The organism is Rhizobium sp. BK098, assembly GCF_014193155.1.
Taxonomy (GTDB): Bacteria; Pseudomonadota; Alphaproteobacteria; order Rhizobiales; family Rhizobiaceae; genus Rhizobium.
This window is the reverse complement of record NZ_JACHYY010000002.1, coordinates 426,654-448,802: the sequence shown is the minus strand read 5'-3', so window position 1 is coordinate 448,802 and position 22,149 is coordinate 426,654. Positions and strand designations below refer to the sequence as shown.

Genomic DNA, 22,149 nt, shown 5'->3' with positions numbered 1-22,149 from the left:
AAAACGATCTGTAGGTTCCAAATCGGAAGCAAGACTTAGCGTCTTGGTTCTCCCAGATCAGGGGTCAACTTTTAAAGCTAGGTGGGGTAGGGCGCGTCGTTTTTTGCGATGTGATTTCTCATACCTAATTGATATTGAAACTGGAGTTACTATGAACATCAAGAGCCTTCTTCTCGGCTCCGCTGCTGCGCTGGCAGCAGTATCCGGTGCTCATGCGGCTGACGCGATCGTCGCTGCCGAGCCCGAGCCGCTGGAATACGTCCGCATCTGCGACGCTTACGGTGCAGGCTACTTCTTCATCCCGGGCACCGAAACCTGCCTCAAGGTCGGCGGCCGCGTCCGTACCGAAGGTGGCTGGTACAATGCCTACAAGGCTGGCCAGGACGCTGGCGGCCGCGGTACCTACTGGCATACCCGCGCTGAACTCTCTCTCGACACCGCGACCGATACCGAATACGGCCCGCTGAAGACCAATACCGTTGTTCGTTGGGACTGGAATGACGGCAACGCGACCACGACCAAGCTGCTTTGGGCCAACATCAGCCTCGGCGGCTTCCTCGTCGGTAAGGCTGATTCGGTCTACTCGACCTTCACCGGCTACGCCGGCGACGTCATCAACGACGACGTGATCGAATACGGCATCAACAACACCGACGAACTGAACCAGATCACCTACAAGTACGACGCCGGCAACGGCTTCACGGCTGTGATCTCGGTTGAAGATAGCAACTCGGGCGCTGGCGCCAAGGGTGCCAACGGCGAAGACAGCACGAACCACTACCTGCCTGACGTTGTTGCCGGTGTTGGCTACAAGGCCGGCGCCTGGCAGTTCCGCGTCGTCGGCGGCTACGACTCGATCGTCGAAGAAGGCGCTGTCAAGGCTCGCGTCGATGCCGACTTTGGCGTTCTCACCGCTTTCGTTATGGGCGGCTGGAACACCGATGGCGACAAGCTCAACAAGTATGCCGGTGCTGGCGGTGCTGGCCTTGGCTGGGGTGACTGGGCCGTATGGGGCGGCGTTGGCGTTCCGATCAACGACAAGCTGAAGTGGAACCTGCAGCTTTCCTACGACGATCTGAAGACTTTCGCTGCAACGACGAACGTCAAGTTCAACCCCGTCAAGGACCTGCTGATCGAGCCGGAAGTGACCTACGTCAACTATGACGCCGTCAACAAGGACACCTGGGCTGGTATCCTGCGCTTCCAGCGCACCTTCTAATTCGGTCGCCGAATCGAATTTGACAGATCTTCCGATCAGACCTCCGATCGGAAGAGGGAAGGCCCGGTTTCCCACCGGGCCTTCTTGTTTCATTAGGACTGAACGATTTCGGGCTTCGTCCTCAAAGCTCCGAGATGAAAGCGCCGATCGCCTCCGGAATGTCGCCAAGGTGCAGGATAGGAGCGTGTCCTTGTCCGCCGGCGATTTTAACGACGATGCCCGGATGGCGCTTTGCCATTTCATCGGTCGTGGATTGCGTCAGCAGCTTCGAATTCTCGCCGCGAATCACCATCAGCGGAATGCCCTGAAATCCTTGGAACTGCGTCCATAGATCGGGAATCGGCGATTCCAGGTCGAGCGCCTGCATTTGCGCGGCAATAGCGGGATCGTAATCGGCGACGGGTTTATCGTCGGCTATCGCGTAGATCGCTCGCGCCATGTCTTGCCAGTCTTCTTCGCCAAGCGCGATAAAGGCATTGCCATGGTTCTCTCGCAGGATCTCGACCGCCTCGCTCCAACTGGCGGGCTTCCGGTCGCGATTTAGATAGTCGCGAATATCTGCGAGCCCCGTCTTCTCCAGCACAGGGCCAATATCGTTGAGAACGACCGCTTTTAGGATGTCCGGTCGGCTGGCCGCAATCATATGCAGAACCAGCCCGCCGCGCGAGGTGCCGATGAAGATGGCTTGCGAGATATCCAGAGCGGCGCAAACGGTCAGGACGTCCCGCGCTTCGACAGCGAGATTGTAGTGGGACTTGTCGGGATCTCGTTCGGATAGGCCACGTCCGCGGGCGTCGAGTGTAATCACCCTGTGTGGGCGTAAGGAATCCTGCGATAGAAGCAGCGCCAACTGGTGAAAATCGCGCGAGTTGCGTGTTAGTCCCGGCAGGCAGAAGACAGGCGGCCGGTTGTGCGCCGTCGCTTCGCTGCAGGCATAATCCCGCACATAAAGCTTCAAACCGTCCTCGGCCGCGATCGTTCTGGCAAGGAAGCCGCTTTCATCGTCGCTGCGCATGTATCACTCCCTCAAGTTTCGGATATCGCGAGGGATGTAACGGCATTTCCGCAGCACGCACAACTGGGGTTACCGGCTAGCCGCGACCGCTTATCAGATCGTGCACGATGTCGGCTTTCTGCCCCAGTCGCGCCTTGTAGACCTGATAGTTTTCCATCACGCGCTGCACGTAGTTGCGGGTCTCCGGGAAGGGAATGCGCTCGATCCAGTCGATCACGTCGTCGAGCGACTTGCCGCGCGGATCGCCATAGCGGCTGATCCATTCCGGCACCTTGTTCGGCCCGGCATTGTAGGCGATGAAGGTCAGGATGTAAGATCCGCCGAAGGTGTCGATCTGCTCGCCGAGATAATGGGCGCCGAGCGTGGCGTTATAGCCGGCATCCTGCGTCAGCTTGTCGGCGGAATAGGTTATGCCGTGCCGCCCGGCAACGGCCTTTGCCGTCTTCGGCAGCAACTGCAGCAGGCCGCGGGCATTGGCAGAGGAAACGGCGGCCGGATTAAAGGCGCTTTCCTGCCGGGCGATGGCATAGGCGAGTGCCTTGCCCGAGCCCGAAATATTGGCGTTGTCCGGAATGACGCCGATCGGGAAGGCGAGAGCTGCGACGTCGATGCCGCGCCCATAGGCGATCTTGCCGATCTGTAGCGAAAGCTGATGATTGCCGGAACGCTCAGCGCGGGCAGTCAGCATGGCGACTTCGCCGGGGCTATCCAGCTGTTTAGCGAGAGCGCGATAGAGCGCGTCGGCACGCCATCCGTGCCCGGCCGCCTCAAGCCGCGAAATCGCCTGCACCGCCTCGCGTGTCTGGAAGCGCTGGCGATCCGTAGCCGAGGGCGAGGGATAGGTGACATCAAGGGTACGGCGGCCAAGCTTCTCAGCGGCAAGCTGGCCGTAGAAAGTGCTCGGATAGGAGGCGGCCTTCGCATAGAAATCGGCAGCCTTACCCGGTCCGCCTGCCTCTGCTGCCCGCCCGAGCCAATACCAGCCGCGCGATTGCGAGATCGGTCCGTTCGAGACCTGCAGGATCTTGCGGAAATGGGCTGACGCGTTTGCGCCGTCCTGCAAGCCGCGCAGAGCGTACCAGCCGGCATGGAATTCGGCCTCGCCGATATCCTGCGGGCTTTCCGCAACGCTGGCGTCGACGATGCGATAGGCAGCCTTGAATTCACCCTGATCCACCAGTCCGCGGCTGACGATGCGCTGCTCGGCCCACCATGCGCCGGGGCTGACAAGCACGCTGCGGTCTTTCGGCATCTGCGCCAGAAGACTGGCGGCATCGTCATATTTGTTCTGGCGGCGCAGGTTCTCGATCCGCATGAAGAGATAGGCAGGGTCCTTGCGCGATTGCGCATCGACGCCCGCAATCAGAGCTTCGGCTTTCGGCGAGCGGTCATTGACGGCCGCCCACGCCTTGTAGAGCGATTGCGCCTTGCCGAGGTCGCCGAAGCGTTTGGCCTGTGCCGTCCGGTCGCGGTAAAGCAGATAATCCATGCGGGCCTTGTGATCGGCAGGCGAAAGCAGGCTGGCGAATTCCGCAAGGATCTTGTCCTCAAGAGGCTTGTCCAATGGCTCATCGCGCCAGATCTTGCGGATCAGCCTTCCGGCCTGCGCCGACGCGCCGCGCGCCATAAGAGCACGTGAGAGGACGATGCTGCCTTCTACGGTCTCCGGCTGCGAGTTGCCGAAGGCGGCCAGGACCTGATCCGTCGCCGGATTTTCCGTGTAAAGCGCCCGCTCGGAATTGGCGCGCAGGCTACCAAGCCCCGGCCAGCCGACAAGCTCACGCGCGGCGGCGGCAATCTCGCCGGAGGGAATACCGGGCTGGCCTGAAGTGGCGATTGCCCAGGTCAGGATATGGCGGTCGAGCGTGCCTTCCCCCATGCCATTGCGAATGGCGAGCGCCTGCATCGGGTTCTTGTTGGAAAGGGCGTCTAGGCCTGCCTTCAGGTCGCCGCTGACAGGCGCGATAGCGCCGCTGCGCGGGATCGCGGCCGTGCTCATGGGATCCGGCGCCATGGCGACATAGGCGTTGGCGCTCGTCGGTATCTGCTGGCCGGGAAGTTGCGAGGCGACGGCGCCCCAGGCGACCGCCAAGCCCGCGGCGGTCCAGATCATGACAGGTCTCTTCATCCGGCTACTCACAAAACAAAAGGCCCTTCCATTTGCCAAATGCAATATTAACGAAACCTTACCGGTGGTCCGAATTTCAATCAATTATGATATCGGAAACTACCCTTTACCATTCAAAGCGTGCTTGTCGCCGTCAAGCCTGCGCTTTATGGTGCGCGGATTCATAACCATGGATTGCGGCTGAAGCATGAATGCCGCACCGCTAGGAGACTTGCATGTTCCAGGGATCCATTCCCGCTCTCGTTACGCCCTTTACTGACGCCGGCAAGGTGGATGAGGCTTCCTTCGCCTCGCATGTCGACTGGCAGATAAAAGAGGGCAGCAAGGGACTGGTGCCCGTGGGTACGACGGGTGAATCGCCGACCCTGTCGCATGACGAGCACAAGCGCGTCGTCGAGCTCTGCATCGAGATCGCCAATAAGCGGGTCCCTGTCATGGCGGGCGCGGGTTCGAACAATACCCGCGAGGCGATCGAGCTGGCGCAGCATGCCGAAAAGGTTGGCGCCAATGCGGTTCTTGTCGTCACGCCCTACTACAACAAGCCGACCCAGAAGGGGCTTTACGCGCATTTCGCCGCGATCGCGGAGGCGGTAAAGCTGCCGATCTATATCTATAACATTCCCGGCCGTTCGGTTGTCGACATGACGCCGGAGACGATGGGCGCGCTTGCCAAGTCCTATTCCAATATTGTTGGTGTCAAGGATGCGACCGGCAAGATCGAACGCGTCTCCGAACAGCGTATTAGCTGCGGCCGCGATTTCCGCCAGCTTTCCGGCGAGGATGCCACGGCGCTCGGCTTCAACGCCCATGGCGGCGTCGGCTGCATCTCGGTCACCGCCAACGTCGCACCGCGTCTTTGCGCCGAATTCCAGGCGGCGACGCTCGCCGGTGACTATGCCAAGGCTCTGGACTATCAGGATCGATTGATGCCGCTGCACAAGGCGATCTTCCTTGAGCCAGGCCTTTGTGGCGCCAAATACGGCCTCTCCCGGCTTGGCCGCATGAGCCGGAATGTCCGCTCGCCGTTGCTGTCGACCCTGGAGCCGGGCACGGAGGCTGCGATCGATGCGGCCCTGCGCCATGCCGGCCTCTTGAACTGACGCTATTCGAGGCCATTGCCAAACTCTGCCGGACCGCTCTCTTCACAAGGAGGGCGGTCTCGCTTATTTAGGAACCAGGATGTGGCGCACCTCTGGTTGCCGCCGGAACGACGCAGGAAAAGAAGAAGAATTATGGCACCCAAAGGCAGCCAGCGCGTGGTGAACAAGGTCGTGGCGGAAAACCGCAAGGCCCGCTTCAACTACGAGATCATCGATACCTATGAGGCTGGTCTCGTGCTGATGGGCACCGAGGTCAAGTCGCTGCGTGAAGGCAAGGCCAATATCGCCGAATCCTACGCTTCGGATGAAGGCGACGAAATCTGGCTGATCAACTCGTATCTGCCGGAATACCTGCAGGCGAACCGCTTCAATCACGAGCCGCGCCGTCGCCGCAAGCTGTTGCTTTCCAGCCGCGAAATTGGCCGGCTGCGTTCGGCGATCAACCGTGAAGGCATGACCTTGGTGCCGTTGAAAATCTATTTCAACGACCGGGGCCGCGCCAAGCTGGAATTGGCTCTCGCCAAGGGCAAGAAGCTGCATGACAAGCGCGAATCCGAGAAGGAACGCGATTGGAACAGGCAGAAGAGCCGCCTGCTCAAGGACAATGGGTGAGGGTGAGGAGCGATCGGGCAACGCCCGAGCAATCGATCTAGTGAATCGATTGCAGCGACGAACGCCCTGAGCCCTAGCGAAGGGCCGGCTGTCGTGGCAAACGCAAAACGCTTTCACCGCGCGCAACTATCCCTGGGCAAAGACAGCTGCGCATTAATCGATTGCAGCGACGAACGCCCCTTCGGCAGGCTCGGGATGTCTTAGCGAAGGGCCGGCGGCCGCGGCAAACGCGAAACGCTTTCTGCCGTAGCGAACCCGTCTAATACAGTCCCTAACTATTCCTCGGATTCCGCAGCGGCGTGACCTCCCTCGTGCGCGCGCGGGGGCCGTTCCGAGGCTTCACGGCCGATCTCGGCCTTCAGCGAGACAAGGTCGATGAAATGGTCGGCCTGACGGCGCAGGTCGTCGGCGATCATCGGCGGCTGGGTCGACATGGTCGAGATCACTGAAACTTTGCGTCCGCGGCGCTGGAGGGCTTCCACGAGGGTCGTGAAGTCGCCGTCGCCGGAAAAGATCACCAGATGGTCGACGGTCTCGGATTGCTCCATGGCGTCGATCGCCAGCTCGATGTCCATGTTGCCCTTGATCTTGCGGCGTCCCATGGAATCCGTGAATTCCTTGGCCGGCTTGGTGACGACCTTGTAGCCGTTATAGTCGAGCCAATCGATCAGCGGGCGGATGGAGGAATATTCCTGATCTTCGATGAGAGCGGTGTAATAATAGGCCCGCAGCAGATAGCCGCGTTTCTGAAATGCCTTCAGCAGCTTGCGGTAATCGATATCGAAGCCGAGGCTCTTGGACGCAGCGTAGAGATTGGCGCCATCTATAAAGAGTGCAATTTTTTCGCGTGGGTCAAACATTGCTTACTTATCCACTGTTATAAAAACGTAATCACTTCATTCAAACGCTAGCTAAAACAATGCCTTGTAAGGCGTTGCAGAATAATTCGTATTACTTTATGAATTATTCATATAACCGAGATTTAGGGCACGCAATGGGATATTCCAAGCAACTTCCGGTGGAAATCGCCGTTTGTCTAGGGGAATTTTAGCACTTTCCCGGGGGCTGCAAAGGCGCTGAAACAGGAAAAACTTGAATTTGCCATCGTTTGCTTGTATCGGCGTGCTACTCCGAGACATGATGACGACATCACGACCGCAAAGGACAGGCAATGGCCCGTGTCACAGTAGAAGATTGCATTGATAAAGTAGAGAACCGGTTCGAGCTCGTGCTGCTCGCCAGCCACCGCGCCCGCCTGATCTCGCAGGGATCCTCGATCACCATCGACCGCGATAACGACAAGAACCCGGTCGTCGCGCTGCGCGAAATCGCCGACGAGACCTTGTCGCCTGATGATCTCAAGGAAGACCTGATTCATTCGCTGCAGAAGCATGTCGAAGTGGATGAGCCTGAGCCCGATCCGGCAAGCCTCCTGGCAGCAGGTGCTTCCACCACCAGCGAAGAGGAAGAAGACGCTCCTGAAGCCGTTACTTTCGACCAGATGTCGGAAGAAGAACTTCTGGCCGGCATCGAAGGTCTGGTTCCGCCGGAAAAAAGCGACGATTACTGATCGTCGATCTTGATGCTCCGGGCAGGAGCGATATGATGGCAAGATGCGTGCGCCGGTCAGATGACTGGCGCGCTTTTGTTTTTGCGGGAGTAGCTTCGGAATGATGCGGCAATACGAGCTTGTTGAGCGCGTGCAGAAATACAAGCCCGATGCCAACGAAGCTCTTCTCAACAAAGCCTATGTTTATGCGATGCAGAAGCATGGCCAGCAGAAACGTGCCAGCGGCGATCCCTATATTTCCCATCCTCTCGAAGTTGCTGCGATCCTGACGGATATGCGTCTGGATGAATCGACCATCGCAGTCGCTCTTCTCCACGATACGATCGAGGATACAACGGCGACGCGCGCCGAAATCGACGAGATGTTCGGCGAGGACATCGGTCGCCTGGTCGAGGGCCTGACGAAGATCAAGAAGCTGGATCTCGTCACCAAGAAGGCCAAGCAGGCCGAAAACCTGCGCAAGCTGCTGCTTGCCATTTCCGACGACGTACGCGTGCTTCTGGTCAAGCTTGCCGACCGCCTGCACAATATGCGCACGCTCGATCACATGTCGCCGGAAAAGCGCGCGCGCATTTCTGAGGAGACGATGGAAATCTATGCGCCGCTCGCCGGCCGCATGGGTATGCAGGACATGCGCGAGGAGCTGGAGGAGCTCTCCTTCCGCCATATCAATCCGGAAGCGCATGATACCGTCACCAAGCGCCTGGAGGAGCTATCGCGCCGTAATGAAGGGCTGGTCAAGAAGATCGAGACCGAACTGCGCGATCTGCTTGTTGCCAACGGCTTGGCCAACGCCATGGTCAAGGGCCGGCTGAAGAAGCCCTATTCGGTCTTCCGCAAGATGCAGTCGAAGTCGCTCTCTTTCGAGCAGCTTTCCGATATCTACGGCTTCCGTCTTCTCGTCGACGATATTCCGTCCTGCTATCGGGCGCTCGGCATCGTGCACACCCGCTGGCGTGTCGTTCCCGGCCGCTTCAAGGACTATATCTCGACGCCGAAGCAGAACGATTATCGCTCGCTGCACACGACGATCGTCGGCCCTTCCAGCCAGCGCATCGAGCTGCAGATCCGCACGAAGCGCATGCATGAGATCGCTGAATTCGGCATCGCCGCCCATACGCTCTACAAGGACGGCACGAATAGCAACGGCAATGGTGCGGATGGTGAGCTCCTGTCGCGGGAAAGCAACGCCTATTCCTGGCTGCGCCATACGATCGAGGCCTTGGCCGAGGGCGACAGCCCGGAAGAGTTCCTCGAGCACACGAAGCTTGAGCTGTTCCAGGACCAGGTCTTCTGCTTCACGCCCAAGGGCAAGCTGATCGCCCTGCCGCGCGGCGCGACGCCGATCGACTTTGCCTATGCCGTCCATACGAATATCGGCGACACCACGGTCGGCGCCAAGATCAATGGCCGCATCATGCCGCTCGTTACGCGCCTGAACAACGGCGATGAAGTCGAGATCATCCGCTCGGGCGTGCAGGTGCCGCCGGCCGCCTGGGAAGAAATCGTGGTCACCGGCAAGGCACGTGCCGCCATTCGCCGCGCAACCCGGCTTGCCATCCGCAAGCAATATGCCGGCCTCGGCCACCGCATTCTGGAGCGCACTTTCGAGCGTGCCGGCAAGGTCTTCTCGCGCGATGCCCTGAAGCCTGCCCTGCATCGCCTCGGCCAGAAGGATGTCGAGGATGCGATCGCCGCTGTCGGGCGAGGGGAGATGTCGTCGCTCGATGTCTTGCGGGCGGTCTACCCGGATCATCAAGACGAACGCGTGACAGTCAAGCCTGCCGGCGACGAGGGCTGGTTCAACGTTCGCAGCGCCTCAGGCATGATCTTCAAGATCCCCGGCAAGAACAAGGCCGAGGTTTCCGATGGCGCCGATATCGATGCGCCGCCGATCCGCGGCATTTCCTCGAACGTCGAGGTGCATTTCGCGCCGACCGGCGCGGTTCCTGGCGACCGCATCGTCGGCATCATGGAAAAGGGCAAGGGCATCACCATATATCCCATCCAGTCCCCGGTCCTGCAGCGGTTCGACGACGAGCCCGAGCGCTGGATCGATGTGCGCTGGGATCTGGACGAAGCCAACAAGTCCCGCTTTGCCGCCCGAATCCTGATCAATGCTCTCAACGAGCCGGGCACGCTTGCAAAGGTGGCGCAGACCGTAGCGGACGTCGACGTCAACATTCGCGTGCTCAATACCGTTCGGGTTGCGGCCGATTTCACCGAAATGGCCCTCGACGTCGAAGTCTGGGATTTGCGCCAGCTCAATCAGCTTCTGGTGCAGCTCAAGGAACTCGATTGCATTGCGACGGTAAAGCGCCTCTACGAGTGATGTCGGCCGATCTCAAAGCATCCTGCATATTTTGTGATCATTTTATGACCAAATTCGAGCGCCTTTCGGGATAGATATGCGCTATGCGCATGGCTGCGTATATTTCAAAGCGGTGGTAATTAACCTTTGTTGCGCCTATCTTCTGGTCATCGAAGAAACGAAACTGAAATGAGAGAAGATAATGTTTAGCCCGATCAAGAAAATCGCCCGTGCCCTGCGTGTTCCGAGTGTTGAAGAACGCGAAATGGCTTATCTGAATGGTTCGCATGACCGTTTTGACCTTGAATATCGTCAGCGTCAGGTCGACCGCGGTCTGTTCCGCACGCGTTAATAGCCGTTAATACTTGAAAGACCAGGAGGGGCGCGTCGTTGTTGCGCCCTTGGAGCATCCCGATCTTGCGGGATTGCTGCCTGCCGCTGAAGGGGAACGTCCATTTTCTGCTTCAATAGCAGCTGACGTTCCAAAAAAGAGCCGTACTTTCGGTTCTTAATCGGTGCATGATACGCTTGGCCGCTCTTGTCATGACGGCCCCCGTTGCACTAGATAAGCCGCATGCTGTTTCGCCGCCGAAAACCACTGACATTCAAGGAAAAACTGCGGGAGCACCTTTGGCCCCGCAAGGGCTTCATCCGCTCGTTCCAATATTTCGGCAAGCGCCTCGTTCGCCTTGCCGCATCGCCGCATTCGGTCGCGGCCGGCTTCGCCGCAGGTATTGTCGTGTCCTGGACACCGTTCATTGGCGTACATTTCGTCATGGCGATCATCATCGCATATCTGATCCGCGGCAATGTCATCGCTTCGGCGCTAGGCTGTCTGGCCGCCGGCAATCCGATTACCTACCCCTTCATCTGGGCCCTGACTTGGGAGATCGGCCATCTGATCCTGTCACGCGATAGCGGCGGTCAGGGCGGCAGCATCGATCTGCCCGCGCTTTGGCACAAGGGCGATCTCTCGCAAATCTGGGACCCGGTGTTGAAGCCGATGCTGATCGGCGGCATTCCGCCTGCCATCGTGACGGGTGTGATTGTCTACGCGCTGACCTACTATGGTGTGAAGACCTTCAAAACCCGCCGCAAGGAGCGCCTTATGGAGCGCGCCCGCGAGCGGCTGGCGCTTGCCGAGAACGCATCGAGCGTCTGACCCAGGCTTGACCTTGTCCGGGCCGCCAGGAGGGCCTTCCCATGATTATCGGCATAGGCAGTGATCTCATCGACATCCGTCGTGTGGAAAAGACGATCGAGCGCTTCGGCACTCGGTTCATCGATCGCTGCTTTACCGAAATCGAGCGCGCAAAGTCCGAACGCCGCAAGAACAGGGCGGCCTCCTATGCCAAGCGCTTTGCTGCCAAGGAAGCTTGCTCCAAGGCTTTGGGCACGGGATTGGCGCAGGGCGTCTTCTGGCGCGACATGGGCGTCGTCAATCTGCCAAGTGGAAAGCCGACCATGCAATTGACCGGCGGTGCCGCAGAAAGGCTGGTTTCCATGCTGCCGGCAAATCACCGCGCTGCCATTCATTTGACGATAACGGATGATTTTCCTCTTGCTCAGGCCTTTGTGATTATCGAAGCGCTGCCGGTGGATGCCTGAATCACGACTGTATGTCGCTTTTGGCACCCGCGCCATTGCCGCGATGATATGAAGCGAGTAGACAGTGCCTGAATATAAGTGCGCCGGTGGGGTGCGAAAAAGGAACAAGACTGCGTGTCCGAGAAAGCCGTAAAACAGCAGAACGCCCTATGGGAGAACATTAAGGTCATCGTTCAGGCGCTCGTCCTGGCCATGATCATCCGCACGGTTCTCTTTCAGCCATTCACCATTCCGTCCGGCTCGATGATGCCGACGCTTCTTGTCGGGGACTATATCTTCGTCAACAAGTTCGCCTACGGCTACTCCAAGTACTCGCTGCCGTTCTCGCCCGATCTGTTCAGCGGCCGCATTTTGGGCAGCGAGCCGAAGCGTGGCGATGTCGTGGTCTTCCGCTTCCCGCCGAATCCGGATGTCGATTACATCAAGCGCGTAATTGGCCTGCCGGGCGACCGCATCCAGGTCAAGAACGACATTCTCTATATCAACGGCCAGGCCGTTCCGCGCGAGCCGCATGGCACCTTCTCGTCCGACTATAGCCAGGAGCCGGGTGACCATATCGCCGTCTACAGCGAACGTCTGCCCGATACTGGCAAGGTCTTCGACACGCTGGATCTTTCGCCGAATTCGCGTGGCGACAACACCCAGGAATATGTCGTTCCGCCGGCCCATTACTTCATGATGGGCGACAATCGCGACAATTCCGACGATAGCCGTTTCGATGTCGGCTATGTCCCCGTTGAGAACCTGATCGGCCGTGCCAGCGTCATTTTCTTCTCGCTGGGTCACGACACCTCGTTCCGTGAAATCTGGAAATGGCCGACCAATATGCGTTGGGACCGTATTTTCAAGGTTGTCGAATGACGAAGGCGCAGACGCTCTCCCAGGCGGATCGTGCCAGGCTTGAGGTCGTTATCGGCCACGAATTCGCCGAGAAGGAGCGTCTCGACCGCGCGCTGACCCATGCCAGCGCGCGTACGCACAAGACGGGCAACTACGAGCGGCTGGAATTTCTCGGCGACCGTGTTCTCGGCCTCTGTATCGCGGAATTGCTTTTCAAGACCTTCGGTGCGGCAACGGAAGGCGAGCTTTCGGTTCGCCTCAACCAGCTCGTGAGCGCCGAAACCTGTGCCGAAGTCGCCGATGAGATGGAGCTGCATCTCTATATCCGCACCGGCGCCGACGTGAAGAAGCTGACGGGTAAGCGGATGCTCAACGTGCGCGCCGATGTCGTCGAAAGCCTGATTGCAGCACTCTACCTGGATGGCGGACTTGAAGTCGCCCGGGCCTTCATCCTGCGCTTCTGGGAGCGCCGCGCCATCCGGCCGGAGGGCGCAAGGCGCGACGCCAAGACGGAGCTGCAGGAGTGGGCGCATGCGAAATTCGGCGTCACCCCGGTCTACAGGGTTGATGATCGCAGCGGACCGGATCATGATCCGCGCTTTACGGTGACTGTGGAAGTCAAGGGAACGGCGCCTGAAACGGGAATAGAACGCTCCAAGCGTGCGGCCGAACAGATGGCGGCGACACGGATCCTGGAGCGCGAAGGTATTTGGCAGCCTCAGTTGACTGAGAAGTGACTGCCGGGGAATAGTGGAAAATGAGCAATCACCAGAACACGCCCGCCGAAGACGGCGCGGTTGAACATATCGGCCCGACGCATTCGGGCTTCGTTGCCCTTATCGGCCCCACCAATGCCGGTAAGTCGACGCTCGTCAACCGGCTCGTCGGCGCAAAGGTCTCGATCGTCAGCCACAAGGTGCAGACGACGCGCGCCATCGTGCGCGGCATCGCCATTCACAACAATGCGCAGATCGTTTTCATGGACACGCCCGGCATCTTCAAGCCGCGCCGCCGTCTTGATCGCGCCATGGTGACGTCCGCCTGGGGTGGCGCCAAGGATGCCGATCTCATCATGCTGCTGATCGACAGCGAGCGTGGTCTGCGCGGCGATGCCGAAGCCATCCTGGAAGGGCTGAAGGATGTTTCCCAGCCGAAGATCCTCGTCTTGAACAAGATCGACCGCGTTCGCCGTGAGGACCTGCTGGCGCTTGCCGCCGCCGCCAACGAGAAGATCGCCTTCGAGCAGACCTTCATGATCTCGGCGGAAAGCGGCTCGGGCTGCGACGACGTCATGGATTATCTGGCGAAGACCTTGCCGGAAGGTCCCTGGTATTATCCGGAAGATCAGATTTCCGATCTGCCGATGCGCCAGCTTGCCGCCGAAATTACCCGCGAAAAGCTGTTTCTGCGTCTGCATCAGGAACTTCCCTATTCCTCTCATGTCGAGACGGAAAAGTGGGAAGAGCGTAAGGACGGCTCCGTGCGCATCGAACAGGTGATCTATGTCGAGCGCGAAAGCCAGAAGAAGATCGCTCTCGGCAAGGGCGGCGAAGCGATCAAATCGATCTCGACCGCATCACGCAAGGAACTCTCCGCGATCCTGGAGCAGCCCGTGCACCTCTTCCTCTTCGTGAAGGTCCGTGAAAACTGGGGAGACGACCCCGAGCGCTTCCGGGAGATGGGCCTCGACTTCCCGCATTGACGAGAGTTTGCGTTCCTGCAACGCTTAATATTACAGTGGCTTATTGGGCATATTCTGTTTGCCGCTGTAACTTGAGGGGTGTTTCATGGCGAAGGCAGCAGCGACGGTGCATGGACGACGCACGCCTTGCCAGCAATGTCCGCTGAGATCACTGCCGCATTTCCGGGAATTCGAGCGCGACGAGCTGAATTTCATCAGCGGCTTCAAGAAGGGTGAGCTTCTTGTCGATGCCGGTGCCACGATCTTCCTCGAAGGCGCGCATAGCGCTCACCTTTTCACCATCCTCTCCGGCTGGGGTTTTCGATACAAGACGCTGGAGGATGGCCGCCGCCAGATCCTGAACTACGTGATGCCCGGCGATCTTATCGGATTGCAGGGGTCGATCATGGGGGAGATGCAGCATTCGACGGAAGCGCTCTCGCCGATATCGCTCTGTGTTTTCGAGCGCACGGAGTTGATGACGCTCTATAATTCTCATGCCTCGCTGGCCTATGATCTGACCTGGATCGCATCGCGTGAGGAGCGGATTCTCGATGAGCATCTGCTGAGCATCGGGCGGCGCTCCGCGATGGAGCGGGCCGCTTATCTCATTGCATATCTGCACCAGCGCGCCAGCACTCTGCGCCTTTTCAACGGCAGCAAGGTTATCCCCATCACGCAGCAGCATGTCGCCGATACACTCGGCCTTTCCGTCGTCCATACCAATAAGACTTTGAAAAAGCTGGCGGCCCGAGGGTTGCTCCTTTGGCAGGAGAGGGGCTGCGAGGTTCTGGATGGGAAAGGGCTTGCAGAACTTGCGGGCTGGGACGGTTTTGATTCGGGCAAGCGCCCCTTCATCTAGGCACTGCCTTTTTAGCAAACGCATGTCTTTTTTAAATGCCGGCAATAACTGTATCAGCATAGATTACTGTTATCGTCACTTTTCTACCAGTTTCACCTTTTACTAACCCCGGCGACAAAAGCGATTGGAGCATGGTGACGAGCCCATAGTACCGCAGTGCGAAAAGTGCGAAGCGGGTTGGAGGCAAAGTCATGTCACAAGAGACTGAGCCAAGGCGGATGGGGCAAACCATCCATTCAATACGGGCCGATGATTGGCGCCGGAGGGATAGATGCGGGACTTTTTACGGGCTGCGCCAACTGGCGCATACGTGCAGGGATGGCGCTGATATGACGTTTCAGCGCGTGCTTATACTGGAAGATAATCTCATTATTGCAATGGAGACTGAGGAAATCCTTCGTCTTGTAGGTATCCAGCAGATTGAGATTGCTTCGAATCTGGAACAGGCGGTCAACGCGATCCATTCCGAACATTATGATTTTGCGATGCTTGACGTGAATCTTGGAGAGTCGACGAGCTTCGGCTTTGCCAGACTGCTGATGGAACGCGGCATTTCCTTCGGCTTCGTCAGCGGTTATTCCGATACGCTCGATTTTCCGGCCGATCTGCGGCATGTGCCGCTTTTGAACAAGCCCTTCGACGAGCAATCCATGCGTCTCTTTGTCGAGGCCCTGGCCGGCGGCTCCTCTCTTGCCATGTGACAGCCGCGGCTGTTTGCCCTAAACTCGAATCGCGGAAATTTTTCGGGGCAGCCGGCCGATGCAATGGCAGGACCATGCGATCATTCTGGGTGTCAAACGTCTCGGCGAGACCAGTGTCGTCGCCGAGGTGATGACGCGTGGCCGCGGCCGCCATATGGGGCTGGTGCGATCCGGTCGCTCGCGCGCCATGCAGCCAGTGCTGCAGGCCGGCAATCTCGTCGAGGTGACCTGGCGGGCCAGGCTGCATGAACACCTCGGCGAATTCCGCATGGAACCGGTCACGCTCCGGGCAGCGCGGCTGATGGAGACCGCGACTGCCGTCTATGGCGTGCAGGCAATGGCCGCATTGCTGCGGCTCTTGCCGGAGCGTGATCCGCATCCACATCTCTACGATGCGCTCGATGTCATTCTGGAAAACCTCCAGAATCCTGCCGATGCCGGCGAACTCTTCGTGCGCTTCGAGCTTGCCGTATTGAATGATCTTGGTTTTGGCCTCGATTTAACGGAATGCGCAGCAACCGGCGTGCGTGAAGATCTGGCTTTCGTTTCGCCGAAATCCGGGCGTGCCGTTTGCCGGGCAGCCGGTATGCCCTGGGCGGATAAGATGCTGGCGTTGCCGCCGTTTTTGACGACCGGAGCCTTGATCGCCGCGGATAGGGAAAGCCTTTCCGCCGCTTTCCGCCTGACCGGCTTCTTCCTGCATCGCCATGTCTACGAGCCGCGCGGCATCGAGATCGCTGCAGCTCGCGATGGCTTCATGCAAGCCGCCTTGAAGGCAGTTGCCGTCGCTTCGCCGGACGATGCCATGACATCGCCCAGTCTTGTGGCCAAAGGCTGAGTGAAGGACGCGAAAAGGGGCTTTCTATCGCCGCTTGAGCGCCCAACCCTCCGGCCGTTCCTCAAGTACCGTCACCGCATCGCCGATCTTTACCGTGCCTTCGCCGCGCGGCACGGCATTCCAGCCGAAGAGCGGGCCAGGCACGCGCCGATCGGCTGACATGCGGATGCGGCCCATGGCGGGCATCGGGTTCGGCACGTTGCGCGAGCCGGTCTGCTGGTCCTGCGTCGTCATGATGCAGCGCGAGCAAGGCTTGACGAGATCGAGACGAATGCCGCCGATCTCGATTGCCGCCCAGCGATCTTCCGGCCACTCCTCGTCGATATCGATGACGATATTCGGACGGAAGCGCTCCATGCCGACCGCGCCTTCGCCGTGAGCGGCGAGATTGGCGTTGAGCGCCTTCAGCGAGCCGGTGGTGGTAACGAGAATCTGATAGCCATCGGTAAAGGTGACGGGCGTATCCTGTCCCGCCCATTCCGGACTGGCGATACGCTTGGCAAGCCTGTCGAAGAACACCATCCTGACCTCACGACCCATCCATGCCGACAGCGCCTTGTTGGTGTCCTCGTCGGCAACGGAGGCGTTGACGGCTGATTTCCAGACGACGATGTCCATACGATTGTCGGGATGCGGCGGCGGCACGATGATGTCGGGCTTGCCCTCCATCTTCAGGCGCAAATGAGAGGGTGCCGGCTGGATGTCGATCCGGGCCAATGCCTGTAATTCGCGCTGGGTAATGAAATTGCCAGAGGGATCGACCAGCATGGCGCGGCGGTCGCCGGCGAGACCGAAAGCATCGACGGCTGCCGACGGAATGGCGATGCCGCGGGCGCTCTTGAGGGGATAGATGAAAAGATCGCTGACGCGCATGGGTGCCCTCAGATTTCGTCTATGAACATTGCCAGCACGGTTTTCAGGCGGTCGTGCCGTGCTTCGGCAAACCTGGCTCCGGTCTCGGTCTGGAATCCATCCGCCAGTTTGAACAGTTTTGTCTCGAAATGGTCAATGGCGAAGCGCTTGTCGTCAAGCGGCCGCTCTGTCGCAAGTGGATCGAACGGGTCGTACAGGCCGGAGCCGAGACGCCCGGCAATATAGAAACAACGCGCAGCGCCCACCATGCCGATGGCATCCAGCCGGTCGGCATCCTGCAGGATCTTCGCTTCCAATGTTTCCGGTGGCAGGTTGGCAGAGAAACTATGTGTGGTGATCGCATGCGCAGCAGCGGCAATGTCGTCGTCTGCCCAGCCGAGTTGCCGCAGAATGCCCGAAGCTTTCTCGGCCGCAAGCCGCGAGGCCTGCGCGCGATGCGGCGAATTCTTTTCGACGGCGACGCAATCATGCAGTAGCACGGCCGCGGCGAGAATGCGCGCATTGCCGCCTTCTTCAGCCTGGATGGCCATGGCATTGCGGAAGACGCGCAGGATATGGGCAATATCGTGCGAACCGTCATCGCCATCCGCGGCGTGGGGAATGAGATCCGCAGCCAGCACTTCGAACGGGGCGAAAGCCCGCGCCATCTTGTCGGTGTCCATAGCTGCACTCGCTCCGGGATGATCAGTCGGCAGGTTTTATTGTCCTATCGGGTCAATGGATTCGCCGCAATCATTCCGTCGCCTTCTTCCGCGTCAGGATTTTTTGGTAGAACAGGCCGATACCGATCAGGACAGCGCCGAGGCCGATGAAGGACAGTGCCCGCAGGAAGCCTTCGAGATTCGCCATGTCGATGAGGAAGGCTTTGACGACGGCGATGAAGACCAGCACCGCCGAGGCGATGCGCAGGCTCCGGGCCTCGAAGCGGGCGCCGAGCCCGAGAAGCGCGATGCCGATCAGCAACCAGACGACAGAGTAGGAATAGAGCTCGCCCTGGATGAAGCCGTTCCAGAAGGGAATGTACTCACCCTGCCAGAAGCGCCGCACCGACAAGGTTGCCCATGCGAAGGCCATCACGGCCGTCGCGGCGGCCAGCATGCTGACATAGGGGAACGGGCGCCGGTTACGAGCAAAGAGCGCCAATCCGCCATAGGCGGCTGCAGGCAAAAGATAGGCGAGCAGCAGCAGGTTGAAGAGTGGGATGCGACCCGTGCTCTCGCCTGTCATGAACGGGTTCAGTCCCAGCAGATGCAGGGTGAGGATCATTGCGACCGAAATGACGCCGAGGGCCATGCCACCATAGCGGAAGACAGGGCTCGCGGCGCTGAGATCGAGCGCCATCAGCGTTGCGGAAGCACCGATTGCCAGCAGCGTATAGATCGACTGTTCCCCGAGCGTTGGAGCCGCATCGTTCAGAACGCCGCCGTTCATGGCGTGGCGCACGAGGATGGCGATCGTTAGCAGTACGAGGAAGCAGGCGAGCGCCTGCAAAGCGTTGCGCAGTCGCAGGTTCGGCGAATGACGCGTGATGAAGGCAGCAAAGACGGCAAGAGCGGCCGGAATGCCGTAGCCGGCAAGCAGCATGTTGAAGACCGGTGTGGTGCCGAGCTCCGAGGGATCGACGATCGTCGGTTGCCAGGCGATGCGCCCCATAGTGATGACAAGCGCGGCAACCATGGTCCATGGCAGAACGGGCCAATTGCGCAGGCGTCCCGCCAAAAGATAGGCGATGCCGAGAACCGGCAGCAGGATCGTCGCGGTGGCATGATGCGCAAGCGTATGCAGGGCGAAGACTGCTGCGGCAAACGAACCGGCCGCGAGGATGTTCGTCGGCAGGTTCAGTTCTTCGCCGTCGCTGCGATCCTGCCATTTCGCAAGCCCGATGAGAACTAGCGCCAGTCCGATGCCGTAGAGCCCATGCAGCCAGTCGAGCGTCCAGTTGCCGAAGTTGACGAAGCTGATCGTCGCGATCGCCAAGGGCGTGGCTGCCATGACAAGGCTCCAGAGAGCGGCATAGGGCTTCTCCGCCTGGGCGAAGCGCCGGAGGAAGAAGGCGCCGATGACTACGAAGAGGGCGCCGAGGCCGAGGACCTCATAGAGCACAGTGCTCTGCAGGCTGGCGGTTCCATCCGCCGTGGATTCGATCCCGGCGATCCAGTTGGTCAAAATGCCGGACGTGCCGACCACGGCGACGAGCGCGGACAGGATTGTTGCCCAGGCGGCATGCAGGCGGCCAGCACCGAAGGCTGCCACCGCTGCGACGATCGCCGCAAACATGAATGTCGCATCGACGATTGGATATCCATATCGAAGGCTGGAGCCGACGATGCAGAGTGATACCGTGAGCGCACCGATCGCGGCCGTCAGCGTCATGCCGAGCGGCTGTCGGGCAAGAAATGCCGCCCATTCCATACCGGAGCTTACTCGCTGGGGCATGTCTTCGGCCGGTGCCGTTGTTGCGTCTTCCTTCACCGCTTCCGAGACTGGATAGCGTCCCGGCCACAAGAAGATGGTGCCGCCGATCATGGCCAGTATGGAAAGCGTGACCGGCGCGAGATCCACGACCGGGCTGAAGGTAATGTAGAGCAGCGGCCACAGGCTCAGAAGCCCATTTGCGAGCGATGGCGCGATCAGCCAGCGGCGCAGGCGCGACGCCAAAAGGGTCGCAAGCCAGGTTAGGACGAGATAGCCGAAGAGTGTCCAGGGACGTGGCGCGGTAGAAGCGATGAGGGCAGGGGTCGCCATCGACGCCAGCAGGCCGAGGCCGGCAAGCGCCTGCCCATGCAACAGCGATAGTCCGAGCGTGGCAAGCGAGATCAGTGCGAGAAGAATGAAGGCGGTTGCGGGGCCGATGAATTCGTAGATGGCATGCGCCGCATAGGTCGAGCCGAACAGGGCGACGACACCGGCTGCCGTCAAGACGCCAGGGATCATCGCATTTTGAAAGGCGCTGTTCAGAACCGGCGCGGCGCGGCGGCGGATCACTTCGCCTGCAGCAATCAGGGCAAGGCCGAAGAGTGCCGCAAGAGCCAGACGCACGCCGGGGCTGAGAAGGCCGCTCTCGATCGAATATTTGACCATGAAGATGCCGCCGAGTGCCAGGGCGATGCCGCCGACCCAGACGGCCCAGCGTGCGCCGATTGTGCTTTCCAGGCTTTCCTTCGGTGGGGTGGAGGTCTGGCTCGCAAGAGGAGCGTCTTCTTCCTGGCCCGCATCCGCAATGTTGCGTGCAGCGAGAGCGGGCGCCTCGATTTCGGGCGCGGAAGTATCTTCGATCGGGACTTTCGGTTCGTCGTCCATGGGTTGCGCGACGGCATAAGCCGGCGGAATCGATTCGCCCGTATCCGGCGTCAGCACCTTGCCCTCGAGAGCATTTTGCAGCTCCTGAACGCGCGCCTCAAGCTGCTTTATCCTTAGGTTGTGGCCCCGCAATACCAGGATACCGACAATCAGGATGACGAGCGGCAACAATTCCATCATGTCCCCTCCATGGGCAATCCGTCGCACCATATACGAAACTGTTCATCGAGTAAGGCTGGATAGCCGGATTAGCCTATGATTCCAGGGGATTATGCCCCGTCGCCTGACAAGGCATCACAAAACCAATATTAGAAAATCCGGATTTGCCGCTTGGGAACTATGGTTAATACTCATTAACAATTTGTCTTTACCGGCAGCGCGAAGCAGCTTAATACCAGTTCCTAGTTTAGCTCTGAATGTATTGAGTACAAACGACGTCGCATGAGGCGGCTCCTACCCTAGGAGGTTTGTATGTCCCATGTTTCTTCCATATCCAATAGCTCCTATCCGTATCGTGGCACGCTCTCGCGCCTTGATGCGAATAACGACGGTCTTTTGAGCGAAGGGGAGCGCGCGGCGGCCGAGCGCCCCGGCATTCTCGAAGCCGACGATCCCGGTGCCGCAGCCGATGGTTCCAACAGCGCTTTGGGTAACCTGATCGCAAAGCTCATGCAATTGCCGGGCGCCGACGCTGCCTCTACGGCAAAGTCGCCGGAATCCAATGCCGTTTACGATCTTAATCTGCTGTCGCCGATGGATGCCTACAACAGTACCTACGGCCAATATGATGCCGATAGCGTAGCGGCCTGATACGTACTTTCATCCGATGAAAGGGCGGCCTGCCGGCGCACCGGCAAGCTGCCTTATCATTTTGATGTAGGATCATTTTTTCCAGTTACCGGAACCGTCATGCCTGCCATGCGTTGGGCAACAGCCACGCAGAACAGGGAGGGTGGTCCATGAAGCGGATAATGATCGTTGCAATTCTCGCTCTTGCCGCAGCCGCGCCCGCGGCAGCACAAACCCAAAGTCAAAATACCGCTACTGCCGATTTTGTCGGCCTCGACGGTAAGCAGGTCGGTCGGGCGACGTTAACTGAAGGTAAAAAGGGCGTGCTGATCGAATTGGAAGTGTCCGGCATGCCCGCCAATCGCTGGGTCGCCTTCCATATCCATGAGAATAGCCGGTGTGAGCATACGCACGGCTTCGAGTCCGCCGGCGGGCATTTCAATCCCACAAAGGCGGAACATGGCTTTCTGGCCGCCAGCGGGCCGCATGCCGGCGATATGCCCAACCAGTATGTCGATCAGGATGGCAAGCTGCGCGCCCAGGTCTTCAACGGCATGGTATCGCTGAACGGCAAAGACGGCATTCGCGGCCGCACGCTGATGATCCATGCGGAGTCCGACGATTACCGCAGCCAGCCCGTCGGCGGTGCGGGCAAGCGTCTGGCATGTGCCGTCATTCAATAGGGGCCGGCGGCCAGACAAT

General features: G+C 59.4%; 22 protein-coding genes. 16 read left to right on the top strand and 6 right to left on the bottom strand.

The genetic code is table 11. The features are described 5' to 3' along the window. The first annotated feature begins 151 nt into the window (after positions 1–151). Positions 152–1,219 carry a porin gene (locus FHT73_RS07055; RefSeq protein WP_112607391.1) on the top strand — a complete coding sequence of 356 codons (1,068 nt, stop codon included), beginning with the start codon at positions 152–154 and terminating at the stop codon, positions 1,217–1,219. Between the two features lie 121 nt (positions 1,220–1,340). Here FHT73_RS07055 and FHT73_RS07050 read toward each other — a convergent pair whose 3' ends face one another. Then, a complete protein-coding gene (locus tag FHT73_RS07050) occupies positions 1,341–2,234 on the bottom strand; it encodes an alpha/beta fold hydrolase (RefSeq protein WP_183710547.1) in 894 nt (297 codons plus the stop codon). 76 nt (positions 2,235–2,310) lie between these two features. Next, positions 2,311–4,362, bottom strand: a complete 2,052-nt coding sequence (locus FHT73_RS07045; protein ID WP_183710545.1) for a lytic transglycosylase domain-containing protein — start codon at positions 4,360–4,362, stop codon at positions 2,311–2,313. A 215-nt stretch (positions 4,363–4,577) separates the two neighbouring features. Here FHT73_RS07045 and dapA point away from each other — a divergent pair, with 215 nt between their 5' ends. Together dapA and smpB are read left to right on the top strand one after the other, a co-directional pair. Further along, entirely contained in the window at positions 4,578–5,462 is an 885-nt protein-coding gene (dapA, locus tag FHT73_RS07040) for a 4-hydroxy-tetrahydrodipicolinate synthase (RefSeq protein ID WP_015339290.1), read from the top strand. Between the two features lie 132 nt (positions 5,463–5,594). Beyond that, entirely contained in the window at positions 5,595–6,074 is a 480-nt protein-coding gene (smpB, locus tag FHT73_RS07035; RefSeq protein WP_015339291.1) for an SsrA-binding protein SmpB, read from the top strand. A gap of 275 nt (positions 6,075–6,349) precedes the next feature. Here the strand turns inward: smpB and FHT73_RS07030 are convergent, their stop codons facing one another. Continuing rightward, a complete protein-coding gene (locus FHT73_RS07030) occupies positions 6,350–6,934 on the bottom strand; it encodes an NYN domain-containing protein (RefSeq protein WP_112607383.1) in 585 nt (194 codons plus the stop codon). Between the two features lie 311 nt (positions 6,935–7,245). On the opposite strand from FHT73_RS07030, the gene rpoZ reads away from it, so the two are divergent. The 11 genes from rpoZ to recO all read left to right on the top strand — a co-directional run bounded on the left by rpoZ (position 7,246) and on the right by recO (position 16,485). Beyond that, on the top strand, positions 7,246–7,644 hold the full coding sequence (gene rpoZ / locus FHT73_RS07025; protein WP_015339293.1) for a DNA-directed RNA polymerase subunit omega: 399 nt from the start codon (positions 7,246–7,248) through the stop codon (positions 7,642–7,644). A 100-nt stretch (positions 7,645–7,744) separates the two neighbouring features. Next, positions 7,745–9,976, top strand: a complete 2,232-nt coding sequence (locus FHT73_RS07020; protein WP_112337961.1) for a bifunctional (p)ppGpp synthetase/guanosine-3',5'-bis(diphosphate) 3'-pyrophosphohydrolase — start codon at positions 7,745–7,747, stop codon at positions 9,974–9,976. Positions 9,977–10,157: 181 nt separating this feature from the next. Continuing rightward, complete coding sequence (locus FHT73_RS07015) at positions 10,158–10,307, top strand: DUF3563 family protein (protein ID WP_015339295.1); 150 nt, start codon at positions 10,158–10,160, stop codon at positions 10,305–10,307. Between the two features lie 222 nt (positions 10,308–10,529). Beyond that, positions 10,530–11,117 carry a DUF2062 domain-containing protein gene (locus FHT73_RS07010; RefSeq protein WP_112607381.1) on the top strand — a complete coding sequence of 196 codons (588 nt, stop codon included), beginning with the start codon at positions 10,530–10,532 and terminating at the stop codon, positions 11,115–11,117. Positions 11,118–11,158: 41 nt separating this feature from the next. Then, a complete protein-coding gene (gene acpS, locus FHT73_RS07005; protein WP_183710543.1) occupies positions 11,159–11,563 on the top strand; it encodes a holo-ACP synthase in 405 nt (134 codons plus the stop codon). A gap of 114 nt (positions 11,564–11,677) precedes the next feature. Continuing rightward, positions 11,678–12,424 carry a signal peptidase I gene (gene lepB, locus FHT73_RS07000; RefSeq protein WP_183710542.1) on the top strand — a complete coding sequence of 249 codons (747 nt, stop codon included), beginning with the start codon at positions 11,678–11,680 and terminating at the stop codon, positions 12,422–12,424. Further along, the gene (gene rnc / locus FHT73_RS06995; RefSeq protein WP_112337959.1) at positions 12,421–13,140 is read left to right on the top strand and encodes a ribonuclease III; all 720 of its coding nucleotides are present in this window, start codon (positions 12,421–12,423) and stop codon (positions 13,138–13,140) included. Before lepB ends, rnc begins: the two co-directional genes overlap by 4 nt. A gap of 20 nt (positions 13,141–13,160) precedes the next feature. Further along, a complete protein-coding gene (gene era / locus FHT73_RS06990) occupies positions 13,161–14,105 on the top strand; it encodes a GTPase Era (RefSeq protein ID WP_183710541.1) in 945 nt (314 codons plus the stop codon). An 85-nt stretch (positions 14,106–14,190) separates the two neighbouring features. Next, a complete protein-coding gene (locus FHT73_RS06985; protein ID WP_112337957.1) occupies positions 14,191–14,946 on the top strand; it encodes a Crp/Fnr family transcriptional regulator in 756 nt (251 codons plus the stop codon). 329 nt (positions 14,947–15,275) lie between these two features. Continuing rightward, positions 15,276–15,647 carry a response regulator gene (locus tag FHT73_RS06980; protein WP_015339302.1) on the top strand — a complete coding sequence of 124 codons (372 nt, stop codon included), beginning with the start codon at positions 15,276–15,278 and terminating at the stop codon, positions 15,645–15,647. A 58-nt stretch (positions 15,648–15,705) separates the two neighbouring features. Continuing rightward, entirely contained in the window at positions 15,706–16,485 is a 780-nt protein-coding gene (gene recO, locus FHT73_RS06975) for a DNA repair protein RecO (RefSeq protein ID WP_112410705.1), read from the top strand. A 24-nt stretch (positions 16,486–16,509) separates the two neighbouring features. Here recO and FHT73_RS06970 read toward each other — a convergent pair whose 3' ends face one another. From FHT73_RS06970 to FHT73_RS06960, 3 genes are all read right to left on the bottom strand, one after another. Further along, on the bottom strand, positions 16,510–17,358 hold the full coding sequence (locus FHT73_RS06970; RefSeq protein WP_183710539.1) for an MOSC domain-containing protein: 849 nt from the start codon (positions 17,356–17,358) through the stop codon (positions 16,510–16,512). Between the two features lie 8 nt (positions 17,359–17,366). Continuing rightward, positions 17,367–18,005: an HD domain-containing protein gene (locus tag FHT73_RS06965; RefSeq protein ID WP_112414725.1), complete on the bottom strand. Its 639-nt coding sequence runs from the start codon at positions 18,003–18,005 to the stop codon at positions 17,367–17,369. Between the two features lie 85 nt (positions 18,006–18,090). Beyond that, complete coding sequence (locus FHT73_RS06960) at positions 18,091–20,838, bottom strand: DUF2339 domain-containing protein (protein WP_246712052.1); 2,748 nt, start codon at positions 20,836–20,838, stop codon at positions 18,091–18,093. 291 nt (positions 20,839–21,129) lie between these two features. Here FHT73_RS06960 and FHT73_RS06955 point away from each other — a divergent pair, with 291 nt between their 5' ends. Then, positions 21,130–21,468 (top strand): hypothetical protein, encoded by a 339-nt coding sequence (locus tag FHT73_RS06955; protein WP_112414598.1) that lies wholly within the window; start codon positions 21,130–21,132, stop codon positions 21,466–21,468. 149 nt (positions 21,469–21,617) lie between these two features. After that, on the top strand, positions 21,618–22,130 hold the full coding sequence (locus FHT73_RS06950; RefSeq protein WP_112607369.1) for a superoxide dismutase family protein: 513 nt from the start codon (positions 21,618–21,620) through the stop codon (positions 22,128–22,130). Positions 22,131–22,149: the final 19 nt, after the last annotated feature.

Bases quoted from the DNA above. Each gene is read 5' to 3' on its own strand.
- acpS (WP_183710543.1), top strand. From the start codon at position 11,159: ATGATTATCGGCATAGGCAGTGATCTCATCGACATCCGTCGTGTGGAA.
- FHT73_RS07055 (WP_112607391.1), top strand. From the start codon at position 152: ATGAACATCAAGAGCCTTCTTCTCGGCTCCGCTGCTGCGCTGGCAGCA.
- FHT73_RS06950 (WP_112607369.1), top strand. From the start codon at position 21,618: ATGAAGCGGATAATGATCGTTGCAATTCTCGCTCTTGCCGCAGCCGCG.
- smpB (WP_015339291.1), top strand. From the start codon at position 5,595: ATGGCACCCAAAGGCAGCCAGCGCGTGGTGAACAAGGTCGTGGCGGAA.
- FHT73_RS06970 (WP_183710539.1), bottom strand. From the start codon at position 17,358: ATGCGCGTCAGCGATCTTTTCATCTATCCCCTCAAGAGCGCCCGCGGC.
- FHT73_RS07045 (WP_183710545.1), bottom strand. From the start codon at position 4,362: ATGAAGAGACCTGTCATGATCTGGACCGCCGCGGGCTTGGCGGTCGCC.
- FHT73_RS07010 (WP_112607381.1), top strand. From the start codon at position 10,530: ATGCTGTTTCGCCGCCGAAAACCACTGACATTCAAGGAAAAACTGCGG.
- FHT73_RS07050 (WP_183710547.1), bottom strand. From the start codon at position 2,234: ATGCGCAGCGACGATGAAAGCGGCTTCCTTGCCAGAACGATCGCGGCC.
- recO (WP_112410705.1), top strand. From the start codon at position 15,706: ATGCAATGGCAGGACCATGCGATCATTCTGGGTGTCAAACGTCTCGGC.
- era (WP_183710541.1), top strand. From the start codon at position 13,161: ATGAGCAATCACCAGAACACGCCCGCCGAAGACGGCGCGGTTGAACAT.
- dapA (WP_015339290.1), top strand. From the start codon at position 4,578: ATGTTCCAGGGATCCATTCCCGCTCTCGTTACGCCCTTTACTGACGCC.
- FHT73_RS07030 (WP_112607383.1), bottom strand. From the start codon at position 6,934: ATGTTTGACCCACGCGAAAAAATTGCACTCTTTATAGATGGCGCCAAT.
- rpoZ (WP_015339293.1), top strand. From the start codon at position 7,246: ATGGCCCGTGTCACAGTAGAAGATTGCATTGATAAAGTAGAGAACCGG.
- FHT73_RS07020 (WP_112337961.1), top strand. From the start codon at position 7,745: ATGATGCGGCAATACGAGCTTGTTGAGCGCGTGCAGAAATACAAGCCC.
- rnc (WP_112337959.1), top strand. From the start codon at position 12,421: ATGACGAAGGCGCAGACGCTCTCCCAGGCGGATCGTGCCAGGCTTGAG.
- FHT73_RS06965 (WP_112414725.1), bottom strand. From the start codon at position 18,005: ATGGCGCGGGCTTTCGCCCCGTTCGAAGTGCTGGCTGCGGATCTCATT.
- FHT73_RS06960 (WP_246712052.1), bottom strand. From the start codon at position 20,838: ATGATGGAATTGTTGCCGCTCGTCATCCTGATTGTCGGTATCCTGGTA.
- FHT73_RS06955 (WP_112414598.1), top strand. From the start codon at position 21,130: ATGTCCCATGTTTCTTCCATATCCAATAGCTCCTATCCGTATCGTGGC.
- FHT73_RS06985 (WP_112337957.1), top strand. From the start codon at position 14,191: ATGGCGAAGGCAGCAGCGACGGTGCATGGACGACGCACGCCTTGCCAG.
- FHT73_RS06980 (WP_015339302.1), top strand. From the start codon at position 15,276: ATGACGTTTCAGCGCGTGCTTATACTGGAAGATAATCTCATTATTGCA.
- FHT73_RS07015 (WP_015339295.1), top strand. From the start codon at position 10,158: ATGTTTAGCCCGATCAAGAAAATCGCCCGTGCCCTGCGTGTTCCGAGT.